Origin of the sequence: Ruegeria sp. HKCCD6428 (assembly GCF_013110595.1) — a bacterium.
Lineage (GTDB): Bacteria > Pseudomonadota > Alphaproteobacteria > Rhodobacterales > Rhodobacteraceae > Ruegeria.
Genome location: NZ_WVQX01000001.1, coordinates 441,475 through 466,500 on the forward strand (window position 1 = coordinate 441,475; position 25,026 = coordinate 466,500).

General features: G+C 58.5%; 28 protein-coding genes. 14 read left to right on the forward strand and 14 right to left on the reverse strand.

The annotated features are described in order from the left end of the window. Positions 1–33: 33 nt before the first annotated feature. Both GS620_RS02110 and GS620_RS02115 read left to right on the forward strand, forming a co-directional pair. Positions 34–483, forward strand: a complete 450-nt coding sequence (locus GS620_RS02110; protein ID WP_171613852.1) for an N-acetyltransferase — start codon at positions 34–36, stop codon at positions 481–483. A gap of 123 nt (positions 484–606) precedes the next feature. Next, the gene (locus GS620_RS02115; RefSeq protein ID WP_171613854.1) at positions 607–2,151 is read left to right on the forward strand and encodes a trimethylamine methyltransferase family protein; all 1,545 of its coding nucleotides are present in this window, start codon (positions 607–609) and stop codon (positions 2,149–2,151) included. Here the strand turns inward: GS620_RS02115 and GS620_RS02120 are convergent, their stop codons facing one another. Further along, positions 2,152–2,451, reverse strand: a complete 300-nt coding sequence (locus GS620_RS02120; RefSeq protein WP_152457814.1) for a DUF6477 family protein — start codon at positions 2,449–2,451, stop codon at positions 2,152–2,154. A gap of 241 nt (positions 2,452–2,692) precedes the next feature. Here GS620_RS02120 and GS620_RS02125 point away from each other — a divergent pair, with 241 nt between their 5' ends. Continuing rightward, positions 2,693–3,772: a DUF6456 domain-containing protein gene (locus GS620_RS02125; RefSeq protein ID WP_171613856.1), complete on the forward strand. Its 1,080-nt coding sequence runs from the start codon at positions 2,693–2,695 to the stop codon at positions 3,770–3,772. Positions 3,773–3,820: 48 nt separating this feature from the next. Here the strand turns inward: GS620_RS02125 and GS620_RS02130 are convergent, their stop codons facing one another. Next, positions 3,821–4,369, reverse strand: coding sequence for a peroxiredoxin (locus GS620_RS02130; RefSeq protein WP_171168387.1), 549 nt, complete (start codon positions 4,367–4,369; stop codon positions 3,821–3,823). Between the two features lie 263 nt (positions 4,370–4,632). Here GS620_RS02130 and lipA point away from each other — a divergent pair, with 263 nt between their 5' ends. Both lipA and GS620_RS02140 read left to right on the forward strand, forming a co-directional pair. Continuing rightward, complete coding sequence (gene lipA / locus GS620_RS02135; RefSeq protein WP_171116194.1) at positions 4,633–5,583, forward strand: lipoyl synthase; 951 nt, start codon at positions 4,633–4,635, stop codon at positions 5,581–5,583. Continuing rightward, positions 5,580–6,731, forward strand: coding sequence for an amidohydrolase (locus tag GS620_RS02140; RefSeq protein WP_171116191.1), 1,152 nt, complete (start codon positions 5,580–5,582; stop codon positions 6,729–6,731). Before lipA ends, GS620_RS02140 begins: the two co-directional genes overlap by 4 nt. Before the next feature lie 11 nt (positions 6,732–6,742). Here the strand turns inward: GS620_RS02140 and GS620_RS02145 are convergent, their stop codons facing one another. Together GS620_RS02145 and hpt are read right to left on the reverse strand one after the other, a co-directional pair. After that, a complete protein-coding gene (locus GS620_RS02145) occupies positions 6,743–7,195 on the reverse strand; it encodes a hypothetical protein (protein WP_171116189.1) in 453 nt (150 codons plus the stop codon). Between the two features lie 24 nt (positions 7,196–7,219). Next, positions 7,220–7,762, reverse strand: coding sequence for a hypoxanthine phosphoribosyltransferase (gene hpt / locus GS620_RS02150; RefSeq protein ID WP_152457820.1), 543 nt, complete (start codon positions 7,760–7,762; stop codon positions 7,220–7,222). Between the two features lie 72 nt (positions 7,763–7,834). Between hpt and GS620_RS02155 the strand changes: the two genes are divergently transcribed. Both GS620_RS02155 and GS620_RS02160 read left to right on the forward strand, forming a co-directional pair. Next, on the forward strand, positions 7,835–8,281 hold the full coding sequence (locus tag GS620_RS02155; protein ID WP_171363068.1) for a type II toxin-antitoxin system RatA family toxin: 447 nt from the start codon (positions 7,835–7,837) through the stop codon (positions 8,279–8,281). Between the two features lie 37 nt (positions 8,282–8,318). Next, complete coding sequence (locus GS620_RS02160; RefSeq protein ID WP_171116185.1) at positions 8,319–9,611, forward strand: MmgE/PrpD family protein; 1,293 nt, start codon at positions 8,319–8,321, stop codon at positions 9,609–9,611. On the opposite strand, the gene pyrC is transcribed toward GS620_RS02160, so the two are convergent. Beyond that, positions 9,608–10,645: a dihydroorotase gene (gene pyrC, locus GS620_RS02165; RefSeq protein ID WP_171613858.1), complete on the reverse strand. Its 1,038-nt coding sequence runs from the start codon at positions 10,643–10,645 to the stop codon at positions 9,608–9,610. The two genes, GS620_RS02160 and pyrC, sit on opposite strands and share 4 nt — an antisense overlap. A gap of 162 nt (positions 10,646–10,807) precedes the next feature. Between pyrC and GS620_RS02170 the strand changes: the two genes are divergently transcribed. Continuing rightward, a complete protein-coding gene (locus GS620_RS02170) occupies positions 10,808–11,716 on the forward strand; it encodes a MoxR family ATPase (protein ID WP_171613860.1) in 909 nt (302 codons plus the stop codon). Positions 11,717–11,722: 6 nt separating this feature from the next. Next, positions 11,723–12,982 (forward strand): VWA domain-containing protein, encoded by a 1,260-nt coding sequence (locus GS620_RS02175; protein WP_171613862.1) that lies wholly within the window; start codon positions 11,723–11,725, stop codon positions 12,980–12,982. Positions 12,983–12,986: 4 nt separating this feature from the next. Here GS620_RS02175 and GS620_RS02180 read toward each other — a convergent pair whose 3' ends face one another. Continuing rightward, positions 12,987–13,487, reverse strand: coding sequence for a hypothetical protein (locus GS620_RS02180; protein ID WP_171613864.1), 501 nt, complete (start codon positions 13,485–13,487; stop codon positions 12,987–12,989). Between the two features lie 229 nt (positions 13,488–13,716). On the opposite strand from GS620_RS02180, the gene GS620_RS02185 reads away from it, so the two are divergent. Continuing rightward, entirely contained in the window at positions 13,717–14,685 is a 969-nt protein-coding gene (locus GS620_RS02185) for an XdhC family protein (protein WP_171613866.1), read from the forward strand. After that, positions 14,682–15,683, forward strand: a complete 1,002-nt coding sequence (locus GS620_RS02190; RefSeq protein ID WP_171613868.1) for a molybdopterin-binding protein — start codon at positions 14,682–14,684, stop codon at positions 15,681–15,683. Before GS620_RS02185 ends, GS620_RS02190 begins: the two co-directional genes overlap by 4 nt. A gap of 65 nt (positions 15,684–15,748) precedes the next feature. Here GS620_RS02190 and GS620_RS02195 read toward each other — a convergent pair whose 3' ends face one another. Further along, positions 15,749–16,648, reverse strand: a complete 900-nt coding sequence (locus tag GS620_RS02195) for a MurR/RpiR family transcriptional regulator (RefSeq protein WP_171613870.1) — start codon at positions 16,646–16,648, stop codon at positions 15,749–15,751. A gap of 88 nt (positions 16,649–16,736) precedes the next feature. Between GS620_RS02195 and GS620_RS02200 the strand changes: the two genes are divergently transcribed. The 3 genes from GS620_RS02200 to GS620_RS02210 all read left to right on the forward strand — a co-directional run bounded on the left by GS620_RS02200 (position 16,737) and on the right by GS620_RS02210 (position 19,291). Then, positions 16,737–17,510 (forward strand): 3-keto-5-aminohexanoate cleavage protein, encoded by a 774-nt coding sequence (locus GS620_RS02200; RefSeq protein ID WP_171613872.1) that lies wholly within the window; start codon positions 16,737–16,739, stop codon positions 17,508–17,510. Then, positions 17,507–18,823 (forward strand): aspartate aminotransferase family protein, encoded by a 1,317-nt coding sequence (locus GS620_RS02205; RefSeq protein WP_171613874.1) that lies wholly within the window; start codon positions 17,507–17,509, stop codon positions 18,821–18,823. The genes GS620_RS02200 and GS620_RS02205 overlap by 4 nt, the downstream gene beginning before the upstream one ends. 78 nt (positions 18,824–18,901) lie before the next feature. After that, a complete protein-coding gene (locus GS620_RS02210) occupies positions 18,902–19,291 on the forward strand; it encodes a hypothetical protein (protein ID WP_171613876.1) in 390 nt (129 codons plus the stop codon). A gap of 52 nt (positions 19,292–19,343) precedes the next feature. On the opposite strand, the gene infC is transcribed toward GS620_RS02210, so the two are convergent. From infC to cobA, 7 genes are all read right to left on the reverse strand, one after another. Next, positions 19,344–19,892, reverse strand: a complete 549-nt coding sequence (gene infC / locus GS620_RS02215) for a translation initiation factor IF-3 (protein WP_171614481.1) — start codon at positions 19,890–19,892, stop codon at positions 19,344–19,346. A gap of 158 nt (positions 19,893–20,050) precedes the next feature. Beyond that, a complete protein-coding gene (locus GS620_RS02220; RefSeq protein ID WP_171231718.1) occupies positions 20,051–20,884 on the reverse strand; it encodes a ferredoxin--NADP reductase in 834 nt (277 codons plus the stop codon). Between the two features lie 109 nt (positions 20,885–20,993). Then, complete coding sequence (locus GS620_RS02225) at positions 20,994–21,401, reverse strand: DUF934 domain-containing protein (RefSeq protein ID WP_171116164.1); 408 nt, start codon at positions 21,399–21,401, stop codon at positions 20,994–20,996. Further along, a complete protein-coding gene (locus tag GS620_RS02230) occupies positions 21,398–22,159 on the reverse strand; it encodes a phosphoadenylyl-sulfate reductase (RefSeq protein ID WP_171116163.1) in 762 nt (253 codons plus the stop codon). Before GS620_RS02230 ends, GS620_RS02225 begins: the two co-directional genes overlap by 4 nt. Next, a complete protein-coding gene (locus tag GS620_RS02235; RefSeq protein WP_171362938.1) occupies positions 22,149–23,813 on the reverse strand; it encodes a nitrite/sulfite reductase in 1,665 nt (554 codons plus the stop codon). The genes GS620_RS02230 and GS620_RS02235 overlap by 11 nt, the downstream gene beginning before the upstream one ends. A 65-nt stretch (positions 23,814–23,878) precedes the next feature. Beyond that, a complete protein-coding gene (locus tag GS620_RS02240; RefSeq protein ID WP_152457837.1) occupies positions 23,879–24,193 on the reverse strand; it encodes a DUF2849 domain-containing protein in 315 nt (104 codons plus the stop codon). Continuing rightward, positions 24,193–24,969, reverse strand: coding sequence for a uroporphyrinogen-III C-methyltransferase (gene cobA / locus GS620_RS02245; RefSeq protein WP_171116159.1), 777 nt, complete (start codon positions 24,967–24,969; stop codon positions 24,193–24,195). Before cobA ends, GS620_RS02240 begins: the two co-directional genes overlap by 1 nt. Between the last annotated feature and the right edge of the window lie 57 nt (positions 24,970–25,026).

Consider the following 25,026-nt stretch of genomic DNA (forward strand, 5'->3'; position numbering starts at 1 on the left):
AGCTGAGTCAATCCGGCGGAAAGATCAGGTGCCATGTCAAAGATCGAGTTCAGAACGGCTGCTGTGGTGGATGCAGACGAGGTAACGCGGTGCCTGGGAAGTGCCTATGCAGATGCGATGAGCCGGATCGAGGATCTGCCGGACGTTACTGCCGGAATCGCGGATGACATCAAGACCCACCGCGTCGTGCTTGCGATATCCGGCGGTATAGTCGGGGTCATCGTTTTTGACCAAGTTGACGACGCAATCATGGTGTTCAACCTTGCGGTTGCGCCCGAAGCCCAAGGGCAGGGGGTTGCGCGGCGATTGATGCAGTTTGCCGAAGAAGAGGCAATGTTGCGCAAACTATCCAAGTTGAAGTTGCGAACTCATAAAATGATGAAAGACACGATTGCGATGTATCGGCACATGGGCTGGAAAGTGACGGATCAGTCGGGCAGCGGCCTTACCATGGAGAAAGCGTTGGCGGTCGATCCTGACTGACCGGTTGCTTCTTGGCGGGGCGGCAATGTCGCTTTTCCCCCCAGAGCGCCGCAATCTCTATGCTTGAGTTCCGGCAAACCTGTATCAAAACGCTCAATCTAACCAATCAGACGGGATTTTCTCATGGCAGAGGCAAACACCCGGCGCAGGGCGAGAGGTGGCGGTGGCGCTGCCCGCCGTGCCGAGCGTACCGCAGTTCGTATCGAGACTGCGAAATACATCGAACGCAACATTCCGAATTTCGAGATCCTCAACGAAGAGGCGCTTGAGATTATCGAAAACAACGCTGAGACCGTGCTGGAAGAAATCGGCGTCAACTTTGTCGACAATCCAGCAGCTTTGGAACGGTGGCGTGGCGCGGGCGCAGATATTGACGGTGAGCGTGTGCGCATTCCGCGTGGTCTGGCGCGTGAGCTGATCAAGACAGCCCCCAGCCAGTTTACCCAGCACGCCCGCAACCCCGAAAAATCGGTTGTGATCGGTGGCCGCAACATGGTTCTGGCCCCGGTTTACGGTCCTCCGTTCGTGCGTGATGCACAGGGTGGTCGACGCTATGCAACCATGGACGATTTCAACAAGTTCGTGAAACTTGCCTACATGTCCAAGTGGTTGCACCACTCGGGCGGTACGGTGTGCGAGCCGACCGACATTCCGGTGAACAAGCGCCATCTGGACATGTTGAAGGCGCATATGACCCTGTCGGACAAACCATTCATGGGCTCGGTGACCGATCCCAGCCGGGCACAGGATTCAGTTGAAATGTGCGAAATCCTGTTCGGCAAGGAGTTCGTGCAGGAAAACACCGTGATGACCTCGCTGACCAACATCAACTCGCCGATGACATTCGACGATGTGATGATGGGGTCGTTGGAAGTTTATGCGCGCAACAATCAGGCCTGCATCATCTCGCCCTTCATCGTGGGTGGAGCGATGGCGCCAGTCTCGGTGGCCGGTACTTTGACCCAGGTTCTGGCCGAGGTCATGGCCGGTGTTGCCTACAGCCAGATCATCCGCCCGGGTGCCCCCGCGATTTTTGGCGCGTTCGTGACGTCGATCGATATGAACTCGGGCGCACCCACCTTCGGCACGCCAGAAGCCGCGCATATCACGTATGGTGCAGGCCAGCTGGCGCGTCGTCTGAACCTGCCATACCGCTCGGCCGGGTCGTTCTGCGGCTCGAAACTGCCGGATGCGCAGGCGGCCTACGAAACAGCGAATTCGCTGAACATGGGGCTGCTTTCGGGCGTGAACTTCATGCTGCATTCCTGCGGCTGGTTGGAAGGCGGTCTGGTTGCCGATTTCGAAAAGTTCGTCATGGATGCGGATCAGTTGGGCGTGCTGCATTCACTGGCCAAGGGCGTGGCCTATGATGAAAACGCGCAGGCCATGGACGCAATCCGCGAAGTAGGGCCGGGTGGTCACTATCTCGGCTGTGCCCATACGCAGGCCAACTTCAAGGAATCCTTCTGGAAATCCGAAGTCCTGGACTACAAGCCATATGAAACCTGGCAGGAAGAGGGTGCGCGTGACACGCGGGCTTTGGCCACGGCGCGAGTAGAACATTTGCTGGCCAATTATCAGCAACCACAGATGGACCCGGATACCGCGGCGGCGCTGGAAGCCTATATCGCCGAGAAAAAGGCCTCCATGCCGGATGCTTTCGCCTGATTATTGAAGAACCGAGGCGCGGCTGGCCTGATATAGCTGCGCCTCACCCAACAGCGCAATAAGCAGATCCAGATGCCGCACCAATGAGTAGGCGGCATCATCTTCTTTTCGCAGTTCATTTACCTCTTTCTCCATTTCAAGCAAACGCAGCAGCGCCTGACCTGAACCGGGCAGCGACCCGTATCCCAGAATACGTTGCAGATGCCTGTCCCGATTGTAATCCCGCGCCCCGAATCTGGCAGCACGCGCCAACATGCGTGGGCGGCGGAGGGTTGCGATCATTGTCATCAGGTCCTGCATGTTATGTGTCCTTTTTTCGGAAATTGATGGATCCTGTTTTTGCACAACTTAAGCGGGTGTTGCCTTGGTCAAAGTCTCCCCGAACGATGGTTTCACGACTGTTTATCTTTTTGAATCAAATCTGGTTCTTGCCTTGTGTGGTTAACGAACGAGTAACGAATGGACCTCTAGTTAGATTTGGTTAACCCACATTCCGAGGGCGAAAAGTGGCAGTTTGTTTTGTCGACGAGGGCAAATAATTATGGAAAACAACATGGCTTTCACCATTCCGGCATGGGTTCCAGAAGGGGCGCAAAGATACCTTGCTCATACCGAGACCGGTCGCTCGATCCGCGATATCGCGCGATCAGCCGGGTGCCATGCTTCAACTATCCTCAGGCAAATTCGACGCATCGAAACGCGCCGCGACGATCCACTGGTGGATGCGGCCTTGCAATCGCTCGCAGAGACACATTTTTCAGCTTCGGAGTGCGCAGACGGCCCGGCAAGCGGGTCAGAAAACGCGGCTGAAGAAGAATTTGAAAATGAGGCACTGCGTGTGTTGCGCCGCCTGAGCGAGACGGGTTCGGTCCTTGCCGTGGCCGAGGAAATGGACAAGGCGGTCGTCGTACGCGACACCGGCAATGCCGGGGCTACAAGAACCGCTGTCGTAGAATGCAGGATCGCGCAGGCCCTGGCTTTGAAAGACTGGATCACCTGCGACAATCCCGGACGCATTTCGCGATATCGGATATCCGCAGCGGGACGAACGGCGCTAAGCCATTTGATCGCCAAGGCAGAAAACAAGGCACGTGCCGGGACTGACTTTGGTTTTGCCGAAGCTCAGAGCAGCTTTCAGGGCAAGCCTTCGGGCGGGTCCGCCGAGCGGGTCAAACGCATTCGGTACAGTGCTGCGGAAAGCCCGCTGATAGCATTGTCGCGCAGACGGGATCGTGACGGAAAACCGTTTCTGGATGACTCACTCGTCAGCGCCGGCGAGCGCTTGCGCGAAGATTTTGAGCTGGCACAGATCGGCCCTCAGGTTTCGCAGAACTGGGATCGTTTTCTGACGACAGGTGGTCGAAGCAGCTTTGACAGTGAAAGCCATGGAGGAAAGGGGGCTTCTGATGCGAAGGACCGCGTTGCACGGGCCTTGTCCGACCTGGGACCGGGTCTGAGTGATGTTGCGTTGCGATGCTGTTGCTATCTGGAAGGGTTGGAGCTGGCGGAAAAGCGAATGGGTTGGTCAGCGCGGTCCGGCAAAATCGTCCTGAGGATCGCCCTGCAACGGCTGAAACGGCATTATCAGGAACAGGCGGAACGAGATCGGATGATCGGCTGATCAGAAAAAAGGCCCGGTGTATACGGGCCTTTTCTTTGGATTTGAGGCTTAGGCCATTTCAGGTTCTGCTGACGCCTTCAGGTGTTTCATCAGGTTTTCCGGCGAGGACACGCCATAGGGATCTTCCGGGCAATTATCCATCAGGCCGGGCTCTTCGAACCACGCCTCGACAACGCCATCATTGACGATGGCCGCATAGCGCCACGAGCGCATTCCGAAACCCAGATTGTCCTTGTCGACCAACATGCCCATTTTCCGGGTGAACTCCCCCGATCCGTCGGGGATGACTTTCACGTTCTTCAGGTCCTGATCCTGGGCCCATTTGTTCATCACGAAACTGTCGTTGACGGACATGCAGTATATTTCGTCGATCCCCATGGCCTTGAAATCGGCATAGCCGTTCTCAAACCCAGGCAGCTGATAAGTCGAACAGGTCGGGGTGAACGCACCCGGCAATGAGAACAGGATTACGCGCTTACCGGCGAAATAGTCAGCTGTCGTCTTGTCTTCCCAACGGAATGGGTTTGGTCCTTCGATGGAATCGTCACGGACACGGGTGTGAAAGGTCACGTCGGGCAGTTTTGCGCCGGTTTTCATAGTCAAACTCCTGTGATTCACATGTGATTTAGGTGTGAATTAAAACAGTTCTAAACCGCATTCAATCGCGTAAACGCTGCGATTGCGAATAAGGCCAACGTCTTGCTAGATGTTGAAATTAAATTGCAAATACGAATACGCGCATGATGTATTTCTGCGCTTGCGAGGGTACAACGCATAGCGGCTATGCGCCGCTGGTCTAACACCGCGCTTCTGACTATGTTATGAGCAAGAAGAGTTGACCCAAAGTCAGGAAAACGACCGTGCGAGATCTGAAGATCCCCGAAGAGCGCCATCCGGAAAAAGCCCATCGTCCGGACAATGCACAGCCCAAAAAGCCGAACTGGATCAGGGTCAAGGCACCCGGTGGCAAGGGCTATGCGGATACGCGGCGGATCATGCGCGACAACAATCTGGTGACGGTCTGCGAAGAAGCGGGGTGCCCCAACGTAGGAGAATGCTGGAGCCAAGGCCATGCCACCATGATGATCATGGGCGAGATTTGTACGCGCGGCTGCACCTTCTGCAACATCGCAACCGGTCGCCCCGACGATCTTGACGCGTTTGAACCCGGTCGCGTGGCCCATGCGGTCGAAAAACTTGGCCTGAACCACGTGGTGATCACCTCGGTGGACCGTGACGACCTGCAAGACGGCGGGGCCGAGCACTTTGCGCAGACAATCCGCGCGGTACGTCATCGATCTCCGAAAACCACGATCGAGATTCTGACACCGGACTTCCTGAAATGCGACAGCACGGTCCTTGAGATTGTGGTCGAAGCGAAACCGGATGTGTTCAACCACAATCTGGAAACGGTACCGGGTCTCTACCCCGAAGTGCGCCCGGGGGCGCGGTACTTTCATTCCCTGCGCCTGCTACAGCGGGTGAAAGAGCTTGATCCGTCGATCTTCACCAAATCGGGCATCATGGTCGGGTTGGGCGAAAACGAACAGCAAGTGCGCCAGGTCATGGATGACATGCGCGCGGCGGATATCGATTTCCTGACCATCGGCCAGTATCTGCAACCGACTCCGAAACATCACGGAGTGGATCGGTTCGTAACCCCGGAAGAATTCGCATCTTACGAAAAGGCGGCCTATGGCAAGGGGTTCCTGATGGTATCCGCAACGCCTCTGACCCGGTCTTCGTACCACGCGGGTGACGATTTCGCTCGGCTTCGCGCGGCCCGGCAAGCAAAGCTACAGCAAGCGTGACGCCAGAGCGGATCGCGCAGCTCATCCGCCTGCGCCACGAGTTTCACCAACAGCCAGAGCTTTCGGGGCAGGAGGAGAATACCGCGGCGCGGGTTGCGGATCTTTTGCGCCAAGCGGGTGCGGACAGGGTTTTGTGTGGCATCGGCGGGCACGGTGTTGCGGCGGTTTACGAAAGCGGTGTTACCGGCCCCACAGTTGGAATTCGATGCGAGCTGGATGGGCTGCCAATTCAGGAACTCTCGGATCTGGAATATGCATCTCAGATTGCAGGCAAAGGGCATCTGTGCGGCCATGATGGCCACATGGTGATGGTTCTCGGGGTGGCGGAGGCGTTGAAGGAACAGCGCCCAAAATCTGGCCGCGTGGTTCTGATCTTCCAACCCGCCGAGGAAACCGGACATGGTGCGATTGCATATCGGGCCGATCCTCAGTTCGCTGAGGTTGCCCCTGACATCGTGCTGTCTCTGCATAATTTGCCGGGGCTGGAGCTGGGCGCGGTGGAACTGTGTGAAGGTCCCGCGAATTGTGCCTCGCGCGGGATGCAAATCGTTCTGACAGGCAAAACCTCACACGCAGCGGCCCCTCAGGACGGCGTGTCACCGGCAGTTGCATTGTCCACGTTGATTCCGGCATTGGCCAACTTGGGGGCGGGTGGCGACTTGGATGACACCTACGCTTTGACCACGGTCACCCATGCCACTCTGGGCGAGCGCACAGTCGGTGTCGCACCGGGACAGGCCGAACTGTGGGTGACCCTGCGTACGGTTTCGGACGCGCGGATGGAAAGCCTGATGACCGAGGCCGAAACTCTGGTCAAAAACACGGCGGAGGCCGAAGGTCTGGCGTTCGAAATCAGCTATGACGAGGTGTTCGAAGCCTGCGTCAATGACCGTGAAACCGTTTCGGTTTTGGCCAAAGCCTGTGCCGATCGGGGCGTCGCGTGCAGGCTGGTCGATCAGCCACAGCGTTTTTCCGAAGACTTCGGCCAATTTGGCAAAGGCGCGCAGGCGGCCATGTTCTGGTTGGGGGCGGGGCAGGACCATCCGCAACTGCACAACCCGGATTACGATTTCCCGGATGCGCTTATTCCGATTGGAACCGGGGTTTTCCTGAGCGCGATTGATGTCGCACTTAGCAACAACTACTAGACGCCATCCACTTATTTGACCAGATCACCAACGATTCCAAAGGCTTCTATAACTGTCTTTGTATCATCAGATATCGAGAGTATTTCATCATCCACCCGGATATAGCGCTGGCCGGGCCCCAAAGGCTTGAGCTTCCAGTTGTCGAGATCGTCGATATAGTCAAAACTCAGATCACCCGGCAGCTTCTGCCCGCGCGTGTATCTTTTGATTTGACCGGGCGGTACGGCTTTGCCGTTTGACTTGATGGATTTCTCTACCTTGTTTTTATTGGCACCTTGCCCTTTGCCCTTGTTGTCTTTTGCAGCACCCGAACTTGCAAGTGCTACGATCGCTATAACGACGCCGGCTGTCGCAACTACACGCTTCATCCATAATCCTCCCGAGCTGATAGGAAGAGTAAGGGCGCGCAAATAAGTTTGTCTATTATTATTCGGGTTTTTGAATTTGAGGCGCTGGGTAGCCACTCAAATTGCCCGGGTAAAGTGCGGCTAGTCCTCGGTAAACCGGACTTTGCCGATAAACGGCAGGTTGCGGTTGCGCTGAGCGTAATCGATCCCGTAACCCACGACGAATTCATCCGGAATTTCAAAGCCTATCCAGTCTGACCGGAAATCAACTTCGCGACGGCTGGGTTTGTCGAGCAGGGCAATCGACTTGAGCCGTTTCGGCTTGCGGCTGCGGAGCAGGTTGGTGACGTGGTTCAGCGTGTGTCCGGTGTCGACGATATCTTCGACCACCAGCACGTCGCGGCCTTCGATGGCGCCGCGCAAGTCCTTGAGAATGCGTACTTCCCGGCTGCTCTCCATCGAATCGCCATACGAGGACGCCTCAAGGAAATCCACTTCGATCGGCAGGTCCAGTTCCCGCACCAGATCGGCGATGAAGACGAAACTGCCGCGCAGCAATCCTACGACGACAAGCTTGTCCGTGTCGCCGAACTCATCCGTTATTTCGCGGCATAACTCTTCGATCCGCGCCGCGATGGCCTTGGCCGAGATCATCTCATCTATCACATAAGCGCGGTTAGTCATCGCAGCCCCCTTGATCTTTGGCGCGCAACATACGACATGACGCGCCATTGTCACCTGTAAATACCGGACATCATGCCAATCCATTCGGAAACCCGCCACCTGCCATACACAGCCCAGCAGATGTATGATCTTGTTGCGGATGTGGGCAGCTACCCAAAGTTTCTGCCCTGGTGCGCCGCGGCCCGGATCCGCAAGACCTATGCGGTCGGTGCGGCCGAGGTGATGGAGGCCGATCTGGTCATTTCGTTCAAGGTGTTTCGCGAACGGTTCGGCAGCCGGGTGACCCTGTTTCCAGATCAGAAGAATATCGATACCGAGTATCTGGACGGGCCTTTCAAATACATGAAATCCGACTGGCAGTTCGAGGACGCGCCCGACGGGGGGTGCAACATCTCGTTCCATGTGGATTTCGAATTCAAGAACGCCATCCTTCAGGGGATCATCGGCGTTGTGTTTAACGAAGCCATGCAGCGGATCGTCCGCGCCTTCGAGGCGCGTGCGAAAGAACTCTACGGCTAGGCCTTTACGCGGCAAGGGCGCACGCTAGACTGCGCTCATGACGGATTTCACAGCAGCATTGGCCACCTTCGCGGCCGGCCCGGTTTCAACGACGGCTCAGGCGCGGATTGTCACGTCGCTGTCCGTTCTGGATTGGATGGCGGTTGGTCGTGCAGGGGCGTCCGAGCCGGTGTCTTGCATAGTTCGCGATATGGTTCTGGCCGAGGGCGGGAACGCTCAGGCCCATCTGTTCGGAGGGGGCGCGGCCCCATTGCGCGGCGCAGCTTTGGTGAATGGAACCATATCCCACGCGCTGGATTACGATGACACGCATTTCGCGCATATCGGGCATCCGTCAGTCGCCATCCTGCCTGCGACCCTTGCCGTGGCCGAGTGGGATGACCGCATTCTGGTTGATCTGCTCGAAGCCGCGCTGGTCGGTATGGAAACGTCAATCCGTGTCGGCCTGTGGCTGGGCAGGGGGCATTATCAGGCCGGGTTTCACCAGACAGCGACATCCGGTGCATTCGGGGCCGCTGTCGCCGTGGGGCGGTTGCTTGGATTCGACAAGGTTCAGATGCGGTCCGTATTGGGTTTGACGGCAACGCGCGCGGCCGGGTTGAAGGCCCAGTTCGGAACAATGGGCAAGCCTTACAATGCCGGGCTTGCCGCTTCGGCAGGGGTCGAGGCGGCTGTGCTTGTTCAGCGTGGATTTCAACCCAACGCCGACGCGCTGGAAGGCACGTATGGATTTGGTGCGACACATCAGGGTGCAGCGGATCAAGGCGCGCTGGATGGTTTGGGCGATGAATGGTTGTTCGAAACGGTAAGCCACAAGTTCCACGCCTGTTGTCACGGCCTGCACGCGGCGTTGGAGGCGGCGCGCGCGCTGGACATCGCGGAACCCGAAGTGGCCGAGATCAAAATCAAAACCCATCCCCGTTGGATGAGTGTGTGCAATCAGCTTTCGCCCACAACCGGGCTGGGGGCCAAGTTCTCTTACCGGACGGTCATCGCAATGCAGGCGCTGGGGTATGATACGGCTTTGCCGGGCAGCTACACCGACAAGGTCTGCGCGGACCCGCGCATTACGTCTCTGCAAGATCGCATCACGGTCGAAGCGGAAGAAAACCTGTCGGAAACGCAGGCGCATCTGGCCTTGCTGCGTCGCGACGGTATCCGCCGCGAGGCGACGCATGACCTGCTGACCCCAATGTCGCTGTCTGACCGCGAGGATCGTGTGCGCGCCAAAGCGTCGAAGCTGATCGGAACGGATGAGGCGGACGCGATCTGGTCGATGCTGCGCACCGGCGGTCGCGCCCGTGATCTGGCCGAACGTATGGCGGGTTAAGCCACGCGCCAGTGCAGCGGAAAACCGGGGTCGAACACCGTGACAGGTCCATCGCCCGTGTCGATCTTTGACGGGTATGCAACCGGCTCGCCTTTGGTCAGGGTAATCGTCTCTTCGTTCACAGGCAGGCGGTAAAAGCCCGGCCCGTTGAGAGAGACGAACGCCTCGAGCTTGTCCAGTGCACCTTCGCGGTCGAACATCTCGGCCACCAGAGACATGGTATTCGTCGCGGTGAAACACCCCGCACAGCCGCAGGCCATTTCTTTGTTTGCATCCGTGTGCGGAGCGCTGTCCGTGCCCAGGAAGAACCTCGGATCGCCCGAGGTGGCGGCAGCCAGCAGGGCCAGGCGATGTTCCTCGCGCTTGGCGACCGGCAGGCAATAGTAATGCGGTTTGATCCCGCCCACCAGAATATGGTTGCGGTTGATGATCAGGTGGTGCGCGGTGATCGTCGCACCCAGATCCGTTTCGTTGGCTTTGACATAGTCCACGCCGTTGGACGTGGTGATATGTTCCATCACCACGCGCAGACCCGGCGTCGATTTTCGGATCGGGTCCAGAACGCGGTCGATGAACACGGCCTCGCGGTCAAAGATGTCGATCTCGGCGTCGGTCACTTCGCCATGGACACACATGGGCAGGCCGATCTCGGCCATTTTCTCCAGAACCGGGCGCACTTTGTCAAAGTCACGCACGCCCGAGGCCGAATTGGTCGTGGCCCCTGCGGGGTACAGCTTGACGGCTTTTATCAGCCCGTTGGCATGGGCGGCGGCGACGTCCTGGGCATCTGTATCCTCGGTCAGGTACAGGGTCATCAGTGGCTCGAACACCATGCCGTCGGGCAGGGCGGCCAGGATTCTGTCGCGATAAGCAGCGGCCTGATCCCCGCGCACGACCGGCGGCACGAGGTTCGGCATTATGATTGCACGGGCGAAATGACGTGCAGTTTCGGGCAGAACGGCCTGCAACATGGCGCCATCGCGCAGATGCAGATGCCAATCGTCGGGGCGGCGGATCGTGAGGGTATTAGTCATGGCCTTCCGCTAGCATAGCTGCCCCGAAAGACCAACCAGCCCGGAACGAGTTGCCGAAAAAACTTGTCAACCAACCGGAACGTCGTAGCTCTGACAGGGGCTAGGGCCTTGACGCAAAGGCGCTTGCGTGACCTGTTTGTCGGCGAAGTAGAGAGGAATTCCATGTCGCAGCCAAATTCCATCAATGCCGTGCAGCAGATGCTGGGACGTCAGGGCTATGTCTGCGGGCGGGCCCTTGCCACGGTTGTGTTCCTGTCGCTGAAGCTTGGACGCCCGTTGTTTCTGGAGGGCGAGGCCGGAGTTGGCAAAACGGAAATCGCCAAGGCGCTGGCATCCGGTCTGAACCGCCGTTTGATCCGGTTGCAGTGCTACGAAGGTCTGGACGCGTCCTCTGCCGTTTACGAATGGAACTTTCCGGCGCAGATGGTTGCGATCCGAACGGCCGAAGCTTCGGGCGGGGCCGACCGGGGCGCGTTGCAGGCGGAACTGTTTTCGGATGAATACCTGATCGAACGCCCCTTGCTGCAAGCAATGCGCCCCGACGAAAACGGAGCACCGGTTCTTCTGATCGACGAACTGGACCGGACCGATGAACCGTTCGAAGCCTTTCTGCTGGAAGCTCTCAGTGATTTTCAGGTCACGATCCCTGAACTGGGCACCGTTGCAGCACCCCAACCACCCATTGTGATTGTCACGTCGAACCGGACTCGCGAAGTGCACGATGCCCTCAAGCGTCGCTGCCTGTATCACTGGGTCGATTATCCCGATTTTGAACGCGAGATCGAAATTCTGCACGCGCGCGCGCCCGAGGCCGCCGATGCGCTCAGCCGCGAAGTCGTGGCTTTCGTTCAGCGTCTGCGCACCGAGGATCTGTTCAAGAAACCCGGCGTGGCCGAAACCATTGACTGGGCCAAATGTCTGCTGGCGCTGGACGTGATGAACCTTAGTCCCGAGGTGATCGGTGACACGCTGGGGGCGATCCTGAAATATCAGGACGACATCCAGAAGCTGCAAGGGTCTGAGGCCAAGCGCATTCTGGATGAGGCCAAAGCGACCCTTGAGCCGGCCTGACGCGCTATGGCCGAGCAAATCCCGCTGGAGATTCCCGACAACCCGAAGCTGGCGCAGAACATCACCCATTTTGCCCGCGCGTTGCGGAAGGCGGGGCTGCCGATTGGTCCGGGGCGGGTGATCGATGCAATTCGCGCGGTACAAGCCGCGGGTTTCACCCAGAAACGGGATTTCTACTGGACGCTGCACGCCTGTTTCGTGAACCGCCTCGAACATCGCACGGTGTTTGCGCAGGTTTTCCGAATGTACTGGCGCGACCCGCGATACATGGAACACATGATGGCCATGATGCTTCCTGCCATTCGGGGCGTGCAAGAGGAACGCAAAGCGGATGCCGGTGAAAAGCGCGCAGCCGAGGCCCTGCTGGAGGGTGTCGAACGTGACGCGCCCCAGCCGGCTGCGCAAGACGAGGGCGAAACCGAAATCGAGATTGACGCCACGCAAACGGCATCGTCCGAAGAGCGTCTTCGCAACCTGGACTTCGAACAGATGAGCACCGCAGAAATCGCGCAAGCCAAACGCGTATTGGCGCGGATGACCCTGCCGGTCAAACCCATTGAGTCGCGCCGCGGACAGGCCAGCCATCTGGGGCACCGTATCGATCGTGCCCGCACCTTGCGCGCAGCCATGCGGCAAGGGGGCGAATTGCGTGATATCGCCCGGCTGCAACCCAAACCGCGATGGCCAAATCTAGTTGCGCTTTGCGATATCTCGGGCTCGATGAGCCAGTACAGCCGAGTCATTCTGCATTTCCTGCACACGGTCTCGAACGCCAAGGGGGCGGGTTGGGCCAAGGTTCATGCCTTCACGTTCGGCACGCGCCTCACCAACATAACCCGCCACTTGCATCATCGGGATGTCGACGCAGCGCTCGCCGCTGCCGGGGCCGAGGCACAGGACTGGGAAGGGGGCACACGCATCGGCGACTGTCTGCATCAGTTCAACAGAGACTGGTCAAGACGTGTCATGGGGCAGGGGGCCGTTGTTCTGCTGATCACCGACGGTTTGGAGCGGGGTGACCCGGAGAGCCTCGAGAAAGAGATCGAGCGGCTGCACCTGTCCTCAAAACGCCTGATCTGGCTGAATCCGCTGCTGCGCTGGGACGGGTTTGCCCCCAAGGCTCAGGGGGTGGCGGCCATGCTGCCCCATGTCGACAGTTTCAGGGCAGGGCATTCCATAGCCTCGCTCGAAGATCTGGCTTCCGTGATCTCGCAACCCGATGACCAGGGGCAGAAAGCACGGCTGTTGGCCGCGCTTTCCGAATAGTTGCCTATGACAACTGTTCTTCGTTGCACTTACGCGCCATCTCCATGGCTTTGTACGTGCCGGTCAGATCGACGGTAAATGCATAGGATGTCTCGGGAAACACGATCATGACCTTTTTCTTGGCCAGATCATCCGCGAATTGCGGGCTGTCTGACAGGACATAGCCACCGGAATAGCCCTTGGTGATATTGCCTTTCATGCCTGTGGCTTCACCCAGATAGATGTTGTCCCCGATCAGGATGGCCACTTCTTGCGTCTCGCCACGTTTGATGTCGGTCTCGGCTTTGGTGAACACCCCCACATATCCCACGCCGCGATCTTCGGTCAGGCCCATCTGAACGACGTTTTCCGCATCGTCCACGGCCTCGATCAGGCAGGACTTCTTTTCGTTGTCGATGAAGACTTTCCAGCCTTCTACTTCTCCGTAGCGTTCGAATGTGTCAGCCCACGCTGCGGTTGAAGTCAAAAGGCCAACCACTGCGCCCAGTGCAAGAAAATGTTTCAACTGCTTGTCTCCGAAAAAATGTGTTTGATACGCGGCTCGGTCGCTTGGCCGGCTGCCCGCGCAGGCTAAAACCCGTGGCACTAACAATCAATGCTGTGATTTCTTGAATGCAGTTCAGGCCTTAGCTTCTGCTCGCTGGGTTCAATATAGACGTTTTGACAGGGGCGTCGCGCTTTTCATCACGCCAATCCTGCTTATGTTGGGAAACAGACGACGTCTGGAGGTTCTGATGGAGCGATTCGACAACAGCCCGGAAACGGCACTGAAGTGGCACCGCGATGGCAGCGGCGCCGCGCTTGCCACGGTTGTCGAAACCTGGGGCAGCGCGCCGCGCCGGGTTGGTTCCCAGCTGGTGATCGGCGGCGATGGCCGGATCGAAGGCTCTGTGTCGGGCGGCTGTGTCGAAGGCGCGGTGATCGTCGAAGCGCTTGAGGCCATTGACGAAGGCGAAGCCCGCTTGCTGGAATTCGGGGTGAGCGACGAAGATGCCTTTGCGGTCGGGCTGGCCTGTGGTGGAACCATTCGCGTCCTCGTCGAACCCGTTGGAAAGGTTCTGCCCGAACCGATGCTGGCGGAACTGGTTGCAGCCCGCGCAAGGCGCGAACCCATCGCTTATGAAGTCAATACCGATACCGGGCACAGAGCCTTGCGTCGTAACGCCTATGCCGAACGGCTGCGCATGGATCGATCAGGTTTTGAAGAAGATGGCCGAACCTTTGTGGCCGTTCACAACCCGCCGCTGCGATTGATCATTGTCGGTGCGGTTCACATCGCGCAGGCGCTGGTGCCGATGGCGCGAATTGCCGGGTATGATCCGACCATTATCGACCCGCGCGACGCATTTGCCTCCAACGCCCGTTTTCCGGGGGAAACGATCCTCACGGATTGGCCGGATGAGGCCGTTGCAAAACTCGGGCTGGATGCGCGCACCGCAATTGTCCTGCTGACACATGATCCAAAGCTGGATGATCCGGCATTGCAAGCTGCACTGGATGCGGATGTGTTCTATATCGGTGCATTGGGATCGACACGCACCCATTCCAAACGCGTCGAACGTATGAAGGCGGCGGGTTTCAGTGATAAGCAAATCTCGAGGATTCATGGGCCAATCGGTTTGGATATCGGGGCTGCCGGCCCATCCGAGATTGCCGTTGCAGTTCTGGCGCAGATGACGGCCGTTCTACGAGGCAGGGCATGAGGTTTGGTCCGGTAGCAGTCTCCGAAGCGAAAGGTGCCATTCTGGCCCATTCAGTGACGGCTGACGGGCAAAAGCTGCGCAAGGGGCTGTCACTGCGGGCAGAGCATGTGGCGCAGTTGACGCAGGCGGACATCCGCGAAGTGATCGTTGCCCGCCTTGAACCCGGCGATTGCCACGAAGACGAGGCCGCACGTCGTTTGGCCGCAGCTCTTGCGCCAGATGCGGCGTCGGCCAATCTGCGCGTGACCGATGCGTTCACCGGCCGGGTCAACCTGTTGGCGGACGGGCCGGGCGTGGCGGTTCTGGATGTGGATGCGCTGGAAATGTTCAATCGGGTCAACCCGATGATTACGGTTGCGACGGTTCCGCAGTACCAGCAGATGGGCCCGAAGGGCATGGTCGCTACCATCAAGGTTATCTCATATGCCGTGCCAGAAGCAGATGTTCGGCGGGCCGCCAATCTGGCGCAAGGGGCCGTGCGTCTGGCAAGACCCGTTCACAAGACGGCAGGTTTGATCGTTACGGATATCCCCGGAGGCCCCCCCAATGACAAGGGGATCGCCGCCATTCGAGGACGGACCGAAGCCCTGGGTCTGGATTTGTGTGATGTGCAGATCGTGCCGCATCGCGTGGATGCGCTGGCCAAGGCGGTTTCCAGAACGACCGGTGATTTGCTGATGATCCTGACTGGTTCCGCGACCTCGGATCCGGACGATGTTGCGCCGTCTGCTGTTCGGCTTGCCGGCGGGCAGGTGGATCGGTTCGGTATGCCGGTTGATCCGGGGAACCTGCTGTTTCTGGGTTCGATGCAGGATCGACCGGTGATCGGGTTGCCCGGGTGCGCGCGATCTCCGGCGTTGAACGGGGCGGATTGGGTTCTGTCACGGGTTGCCTGCGGGATCGAAACGACCGGGGCAGATATTGCCGGAATGGGTGTCGGAGGATTGCTGAAGGAAATCCCGACCAGACCGCAGCCGCGCGCCAAACGAAAAGAATGATCCGCCGCTCATCCTGAGCGGGGCTGAATTCTGAGGTTGACCCCAGAGGCTTTGACCGAACCGGCTTATGGTTTTCTGAGCTTTGGCAATACGCCGGGTCGCCAATACGCACCGGTATCTTCCCGCGCTTTCTGATAGGCATCCACTCTTTCTCTGGCGGTCTCTCCGCCGGCGACAAACAAATGGCCCAGCAGGCATTCAAGAACAGCCATTGCCCCCGAAAAACTGGAAAACGGGTGTAGGGTTCGCGTGCTGACAGGCAGGACGACATCCGGTTCAACCCCCGGGGCGATGACCTCGCTATCCGACAACAGGACGATGCGCATCGACCGGTCACGAGCATACCGCATCGCCTGAATCGTGTCGGCGGAATAGGGGTGAACCGTGATGGCAAACAGACAATCCTCGGCGGTGGCTTCGACCAGATCGTCGATGGCCGAACCCATGTGGCGGGGCACCAGCTGAAGCCCGGGATGGGCCATGCGGGCGGCGTAGTGAAAATAATAGGCCAGCGCGTGGCTGGATCGTGTGGCCGTCACATAACAGCGACGCGCCGATCTGATGTGCGCGACGGCCTGTTCCGTCAATTGGGGGGCCATGAGGCGCAGCGATCTGGCCACGACATTTATTTCGTTCTGCGCAAATCGTGCCTGCGCCGCACCAAACTGTCCTTGTTCCTTTAGGTGTTCCAGCCAATCCTGCCCAAACCTGTCCTCACCATCGGTTGTCAGAGCGTTTCGAAATGGGCGCCGAAAAGCGTCAAAGCTGTCATACCCCATGCGTTGCGCCAGCCGGATCAGAACGTTCGAGCTGATGCCGATACGATCGGTGGTGGTGCGGATCGAATTCAACGCGAACTCGGCGGGATGATCGATGATGTACTTTACAGCGACCTGCATTTGCGCAGGCATTTCATCGATCTCGCGGCGCATTTGCGTAACGATGGCAGTTAGAGCGCGGGTCATGTGGCAAGCAAAACATATGTTTTCTAGTTGGTAAATTGAAAACGAAACTTGAGCTCATTAGCTGAGGACAGACGAACACGAGGGCGCAATGACCGAGAGCAAAGTGAAAACCACCTCGAAACCATATATACTGGTTGCTCCGAACGGGGCCCGGCGGGGCCGCGCGGATCACCCGGCCTTGCCAGTCACGACGGATCAGATCGTCGCAACGGCGCGGGGCTGCCACGAGGCCGGGGCGAATGGCATACACCTGCATGTACGGGATGCCGACGGACACCACACGTTGGATGCCGGATTGTATCGCGAAACAATCGCGGAACTGAAAAGGGTGGTGCCGGGCATGGATGTTCAGATCACCACCGAGGCAGCAGGCGTGTTCGACGTATCGTCGCAGTTTGAATGTCTGCAACGGGTCCGGCCTGAATGGGCCTCGATTTCAGTCCGGGAAATCGCCCGGGCCCTTGATCTTGCGCCTCGGGTCTATGCGCTATGTGCGGCTCAGGGCACGCGGGTTCAGCATATTCTCTACGACTTGGAAGATGTGAAGCTGCTGGAAGACTGGCAGTCAAAAGGTATCGTCCAGCCGGACCAGACAGACCGATTGCCTGTGTTGGGACGCTACAGTCAGAACCAGCAATCCGTGCCAGCGGATCTGGATGCGTTTCCGTCCAGCCCGGCCAATTGGATGGTGTGCGCCTTTGGGACGCAGGAACATGATTGTCTTGCCGAAACAGCGCGGCGCGGCGGTGACTTGCGTGTTGGATTCGAAAACAGCCTGACGGCACCGGATGGCACGCTCTGGACGGACAACGCGGCCTCGGTCGCGGCTTTGGTTGAAACACTTGGAAGGACCGGAACATGAGTCATGTTTTCCCACGCCACACCAAATCTGAACTTCCCGTCGCAGCGGGTGGCGACGGCGCTTACCTGATCGATGCCGACGGCAAGCGATATCTGGATTGCGGCGATGCGGCCGTGTCCTGTCTGGGGCATTCCAACCCGGCAGTGATCCGGGCCGTGCAACAGCAGGTGGAACAGATCGCATTTGCCCATACCGGGTTCATGACCTCGGAACCGGCCGAGGCATTGGCCGATCTGCTGATCCAGCACGCGCCGGGGGGTTTGGACCGGGTGTATTTCGTATCGGGCGGGTCCGAGGCGACCGAAGCGGCCATCAAATTGGCGCGCCAGTATTTTTTGGAAATCGGGCAGCCCGAGCGCCGCCACGTGATCGCGCGCAGGCAAAGCTACCATGGCAACACTCTGGGGGCCTTGTCTGCGGGGGGAAATGCCTGGAGACGGGCCCAATTCGCGCCGATGCTGATCGAAATGACCCATATCTCGGCCTGCTATGAATATGCCGAGAAGCCCGAGGATGAGAGCAGCTTTGACTATGGTCAGCGCGTCGCCAACGAGCTGGAGGCGGAAATTCTGCGCCTTGGTCCCGAAACGGTTATGGCCTTCATGGCCGAGCCGGTTGTCGGCGCTACGCTTGGCGCGGTTCCGGCGGTTGAGGGGTATTTCAAACGCATCCGGGAAATCTGCGACCAATATGGCGTGCTGCTGATTCTGGATGAGGTGATGTGTGGCATGGGGCGCACCGGTCATTTGTTTGCCTGTGATCACGACGGTGTTGCACCGGATATTCTGTGCATCGCCAAAGGGTTGGGCGCAGGATATCAACCGATCGGGGCGATGCTGTGCACCGACAAGATTTTCGGTGCGATTCGGGATGGGTCAGGGTTTTTCCAACATGGGCACACCTATATCGGCCATCCTGTCGCCACGGCTGCGGCTCTTGCGGTGGTCCGTGAACTGACAGAGGGTGATTTACCGGCGCGCGCCGGACGCATGGGCAGCAAACTGCATTCCGCACTGGAAGCCGCGTTTGGACAGCACCCGAATGTGGGCGATTTGCGTGGCCGTAGCCTGTTCCGGGGTGTGGAACTGGTGGCGGATCGCGAGACGAAGACCCCCTTTGATCCATCCCTGGGCATTGCCGGAAAGATAAAGAAGGCAGCACTTGCCGAAGGGTTGATCTGTTATCCCATGGCGGGCACCCGGGATGGCCGGAACGGAGACCATATCCTGCTCGCGCCGCCTTTCATCATAGAAGAGGACCAGATAGGCGAACTTGTCAGCAAACTGGAACGCTCTTTTTCAGCCGTTCTCTGACAATACCGTGAGCGCCCTGTTTGCCTGCGACACGTTTGCTATGTGTCGAGGGCTATGGAATTGGAAAAGGCGACGTCCATGGTACTGGATATCTGGCGCAGTTTCCGAACGCTCCCTGTGTGGGTGCAGGTCTGGGTAGCCTTCATTTTGGTGCCGGTAAACCTGCTTCCGTTGGCATTTCTGGATCAGCCACAGGGGCACCTGATTGCATTGCTTGCAATTTCAGGCATGGCGCTGAACGTACTGATCATGGTGGCTGCCCGCGGGATGAGCGGTGCGATGGCCTTGCCGCACATTCTGTGCTGGGTGCCACTGGTCATCATGGTGACGCTTCTGCTGATTTCCGAAAAACCCCTGAGCCCGGCCTTTGCCGGCTTTCTCCGGGTGCTTCTGATCGTCGATATCACCTCGCTGGCGTTCGATTTCCGGGACGCGGCCCGTTGGTTGAAAAGCAGGAAGGCGACTTAAAAAGCCCCCTCGAAGGCGAAGGGGCTTTGATCGTTTGGGTGTTTGGGCCGGGTTATTTCTGCGGAAGGGGGCCGATCATCATGATCATCTGACGGCCTTCCATTTTCGGCATGTTTTCGATCTTACCCAGTTCTTTGACGTCCTCAGCGACACGCTCCAGCAATTCGCGGCCCAGGTTCTGGTGTGCCATTTCGCGGCCACGAAAACGCAGGGTGACTTTCACCTTGTCGCCGTTTTCCAGAAACTTGAAGACGTTGCGCATCTTCACGTCATAGTCATGCGTGTCGGTGTTGGGTCGGAACTTGACCTCTTTCACCTCGATGATCTTTTGCTTCTTGCGGGCTTCGGCTTCGCGTTTCTGCGTTTCGTATTTGAATTTGCCGAAGTCCATGATCTTGCAGACCGGTGGGTTCGCATTGGGCGAAATTTCGACCAGATCAAGACCGGCATCGGTGGCCATCTGCATGGCTTTGGCGGGATGAACCACCCCGACATTTTCACCTTCGGCGCCAATCAGGCGAATTTCGGGGGCACGGATCTTATCATTGACGCGCGGGCCGGTGTCTCGTTGTGGCGGCGCGTTGTGAGGTCTGCGAGCTATGGGTTCATTCCTTTGATAATTGCAGAATTTCGAGCCCGGAATTTAAACCGGGCCGGGCCACACTTCAAGCGGCATAAACACCGGCAGTTGCGAAAAAACAGTGTTTTGTCCGCTGATTTTTGCGTTCGGGGCTGCAAAGCTCCGAACGCATGGTGCCTTTAGCCGACAAAGGCCTTTTCGATCACGAACTCTTTGGGTTCGGAATTCGCGCCCTCACGCAGACCAAAACCTTCAAGGATTTCCTTGATGTCCAGGTTGAAAGCCAGCGAACCGCAGACCATGGCGCGATCGGTTTCGGGCTTGATTCCGCCTTCGATGCCCAGATCGCTGAACACGGTGCCATCCTTCAGCAGGTCGGTGATCCGACCCATCTTGGGGCTCTCTTCGCGCGTGGTTGTCGGGTAATAGTGGATCTTGTCAGCAAAGCCTTCGCCAATAAGTTCGGCCAGCATTTCATCCTGACGGATGCTGTCGATCAATTGGCGGCCATATTCCAGTTCGGCCACTTCGCGGCAGGTATGGGTGATGATCACCTCGTCATAGTCTTCATATGTTTGCGGTTCACGCAACAACGAAGCAAACGGGGCAAAGCCAGTGCCGGTGGCAAAGAACCAGATGCGTTTGCCCGGCAGCAGGGCGTCATGCACCAACGTGCCAACCGGCTTGGGGCGCAGGATGATCTGGTCGCCGGGCTTGATATGCTGAAGCTTCGACGTCAGCGGGCCGTTCTGAACCTTGATCGAATAGAACTCCAGCTCATCGTCCCACGACGGCGAAGCGATTGAATAGGCGCGCAGCAATGGCTTGCCATTGTCGCCCAGCAGACCAATCATCACGAACTCGCCCGAGCGGAAACGCAGCGTGGCGGGGCGCGTCACCTTGAAAGAGAACAGGCTGTCGGTCCAATGCTTGACCTCGGTTACAGTTTGCGCGTCCGGCAGGACCGGGGCCTTCACGGCAGTTGCTTCGCTCACGGGCTTCATCTCTGTCATCGTTTACCTGCCGGTCTGCTAAACCGACATCTCCGTTTAATCTTTGATCCAAGTCAGGAAAAGGGGACAGATTGCCCCCTTTGCGTTTCAAGCTGGCGATGGGCGGCTTTTAACCGCGCAAACGCGCCTGATAGTTGTTCTCTTTCCAGTTGGCCCGGGAAAGCCACTGATCTTCGGGCTGGCGATCTGCCAGGTCTCCGTCAATCTCAACTTCGTCAAAACCGCAGCGACGTGCCATGGCATATTGGTCTGCCAGAACATGACCCTTGGCGCGCAAGCGTCCCGTATAGCCCTTAAGGCGCAGGGTGCGGGCGATGGTAAAGCCGCGACCGTCGGCAAAGGATGGAAAATCCACCCGAACCAGCTTGGCACTGCCCAAGCGGTCAAAAAGCTCATCCGGGTCCGTGTCCGAGCTGACGTCCAGCGCAACCACGTCATTTGCGGCATCATCCAGAGTGACAAAGCCGTCGGTCCAGTCATCGGGCGAAAAGCCCTCATCCGTTACGATTACGTTCATGTTTTCTCTCCGATGCGCACCATCTTGCCATCGACAAAATGAATGCCGCATTCTTCCTTGTTCTGATCGCGCCAGCGGCCGGCGCGGGGGTCTTCGCCTTCCTTCACCGGCGAAGTGCAGGGCGCACAGCCGATCGAAGGGTATCCTTTGGCCACCAGCGGGTGCCGGGGCAGGTTGTTTTCTTCCATATAGGCGCGCACATCGTCCGGCGCCCAATGGGCCAGCGGATTGACCTTGATCCGGCCCGTGCCGTCTTCGACCTCGAAAAACTCGAGCGCGGCGCGCGTGCCGGACTGGAACCGTTTCCGGCCGGTAATCCAACCGCAATACCCGGTCAGGGCTTGCTGCAAAGGAAAGGTCTTGCGCAGGTTGCAGCACGCATCCGTATCCCGCAGGCGCAGCGCGCCATAGGGGTCTTCGCGTTGCAGTTCTTCGTCATCCGCCCGGATGATCCGGATGTTCCTGAGCCCCAGGCGCTCGCTGACTTCCTGCTGGTACTCCAGCGTTTCGGTGAACAGCAATTGGGTATCCACGAACAACACCGGCGTCATCTTGTCGATCACCGCAGCCATGTGCAGCAGCACCACCGATTCCGCACCAAAGCTTGAGACCAGAGCAAGCGCATCGATCTCTTCAAGGGCGCCATGCATCACGTCATGGGCGCTGTGGTGACGGAACCGGGCATTCAATGCGTTGACCTTCTCGGTCAGGTCGCTGCGGTCTTTGCCCAGTTCCGTTTGGATCAGATCAAGCGGCATTCGCCCGAGCCTCGGGGTAGAGAGCGGCCTTGAATGGCTCCATGCCGACGCGGCGATAGGTCATAAGAAAGGTTTCTTCAGCACTCTCGCGCAGATCCAGGTAGGTGTCGACGATGCGTTCCACGGCCGGCACGATCTCGTCATAGGCAAAGCCCGGACCGGTGCGGTCGCCGATCGCGGCCGTCTCGGTGGCGTCGCCACCCAGGGTGATCTGGTAGTTTTCGACGCCTGCACGATCCAGGCCCAGGATGCCGATATGGCCCACATGGTGGTGGCCGCAGGCGTTGATGCAGCCCGAGATCTTGATCTTCAGGTGCCCGATGTCATGCTCCAGCTTCAACTCTTCAAAGCGGGTCGCAATTTCCTGAGCAACCGGGATCGAGCGGGCCGTCGCCAGCGCGCAGTAATCCATGCCGGGGCAGGCGATGATATCGCTGATCAGGCCGATATTGGCGGTGGCCAGTTCGTGCTGTTTCAGCTTGGCGTGGATCGCGGGCAGGTCCGATTTGTGGACATGCGGCAGGATCACGTTCTGCTCGTGGCTGATACGCAGCTCATCATAGGCGAATTCTTCGGCCAGATCGGCCATCACGCGCATCTGCTCGGCGGTCGCATCACCCGGCGTCTGGCCGTGTTTCTTGATCGAGATCGTAACGATCGCGTGGTCCGCGTTCTTGTGGGGCGCGATGTTGGTATCGACCCACGACCGGAAAACCGGATCGTTGGAATAGGCGCTTTCAAACGACGCAACCGAACCTTCGCGGAAGGCCGGAGGCGCAAAATGGCCCTTGATCTCATCCAGCAGCGCCATGTCGGCGCCTTTGAACTGTGGGCGAACCTGCAAGAAACGCTCATTCACCTTGGCGCGGATGGCGTCGATGCCGTGTTCATGCACGGTGATCTTGATGCGTGCCTTGTACTTGTTGTCGCGGCGACCGATCTGGTTCCAGACCGACACTGTGGCTTCAAGATAGGCCAGCAGATCATCGAATGCGACGAATTCGGACAGTTCCTTGCCGATCATCGGTGTACGGCCCAGACCGCCACCGACGATGACGCGCGCACCCAGAACGCCGTCACGTTCGACCAGTTGCAGGCCGATGTCATGCGCTTTGATCACGGCGCGGTCGTTTTCCGAACCGGTGATCGCGATCTTGAACTTGCGCGGCATGAACTGGAATTCCGGGTGGTCGGTCGACCACTGGCGCAGCAGTTCGGCATAGGGACGCGGGTCGGCGACCTCATCCGCGGCGGCACCGGCGAAATGGTCGGCGGTCACGTTGCGGATGGTGTTGCCCGAGGTCTGGATGGCGTGCATGCCGACCTCGGCCAGCGCGTCCAGCATGTCTGGCACATCTTTCAGTTTCGGCCAGTTGTACTGGATGTTCTGACGGGTGGTGAAATGACCATAACCTTTGTCCCACTTTTCAGCCAGCAGGGCCAGTTGACGCATTTGCGCGCTGTTCAGCGTGCCGTAGGGAATGGCGACTCGCAGCATGTATGCGTGCAATTGCAGATACAGGCCGTTCATCAGGCGCAAAGGCTTGAATTCATCTTCGGTCAGCGAACCGTCGATGCGGCGCTCGACCTGAGCGCGGAACTGCGCGTTACGCTCTGCCAGAAAATCTTTGTCAAACTCGGAGTAGCGATACATGTCTAGCTGTCCTTGGTTGCAGCCCCGAACCTGGGGCCTTGAAGGGGAGAGAGAAGGGCCAGAGGTCAGGCCCGGGGCTGCGGGGAAGTTTCCTGTTTGCCGTGGGCATAGTTGGACGGACCAGTGCGGCGGAAGTCTTCCCGGAAATGGGTGGGCTCGGGGCCGTTTTCGCCAGCGACGGCATCGGCCAGATAAGCGCCCACGATTTTGTTTGCCTGACGCGCGGCATCCAGTAGGCGAACCTGCGCATGCGCCTCGTCGGTGATCAGTTCTGCTTCGCTCAGGTCACGAGACCAGCGGTCATCTTCCGTCAGATAAATCACGTCACCTTCGAGCAAGTCATTTGCAGTGACGACTTTGGGGGTAAAAGCGCGGGCCATCAGGCAAGCTCCTTGTTGAATTCGGTTACAGCCTGCGCCGCTTCGCGCGGGGCAAGGCCATAGAAGGTCAGAGCCGGTCCATCCATTTCGGCGGCGGCCAGATCGGTGGGCAATTGGTCCAAGGTGGTGGCCAAAATCCGTTGGTCGGGACGCGATGCATTCTCGACCAGGGTAATGGGGTTGGTGCGATCGGCGCCGTGCATGATCAGACGGCCCTGAATGAACCGAGCGGATTTCTTGCCCATGTAGATTGCCGCCACGGAACCGGCCTGAGCCAGAGCGTTCCAATCGTGATCCGCGAATCCTTGCATGTCGTGCCCGGTCAAAAAACGCACCGATGAGTTGCGTCCGCGGCGGGTCAAGCTTTGACCGATGCCAGCCACTGCGGCAGAGGCCGCCGTGATGCCGGGAATGATCTGCCAGGAAATACCGGCCGCATCGACGGCCTCGATTTCTTCGTCCAGGCGGCCAAAGATTGTGGGATCCCCCGATTTGAGACGCACCACACGGTTGCCATTCAGGGCGTGTTCAACCAGAAGCGCGTCGATATCGCTTTGCTTCCACGAGGGGCCGAACCCGGCCTTGCCGACATCGACCAAAGCGGCGTTCTGGGCGGCAACGTCCAGCACAGGCTTGCTGATCAGGCGATCATGCAGCACCACATCCGCGCGCTCGAATGCGGCCAACGCCTTGAGCGTCAGCAATTCGGGGTCACCGGGTCCGGCGCCGACAAAGTCGACATGACCTTTGGGCTTGGTTGTGTGAAAATCCTGCATCGGATCGTCTCGGACATTGTTTGACTTGACCCTTAATATAGGAAATATTCCCACCAA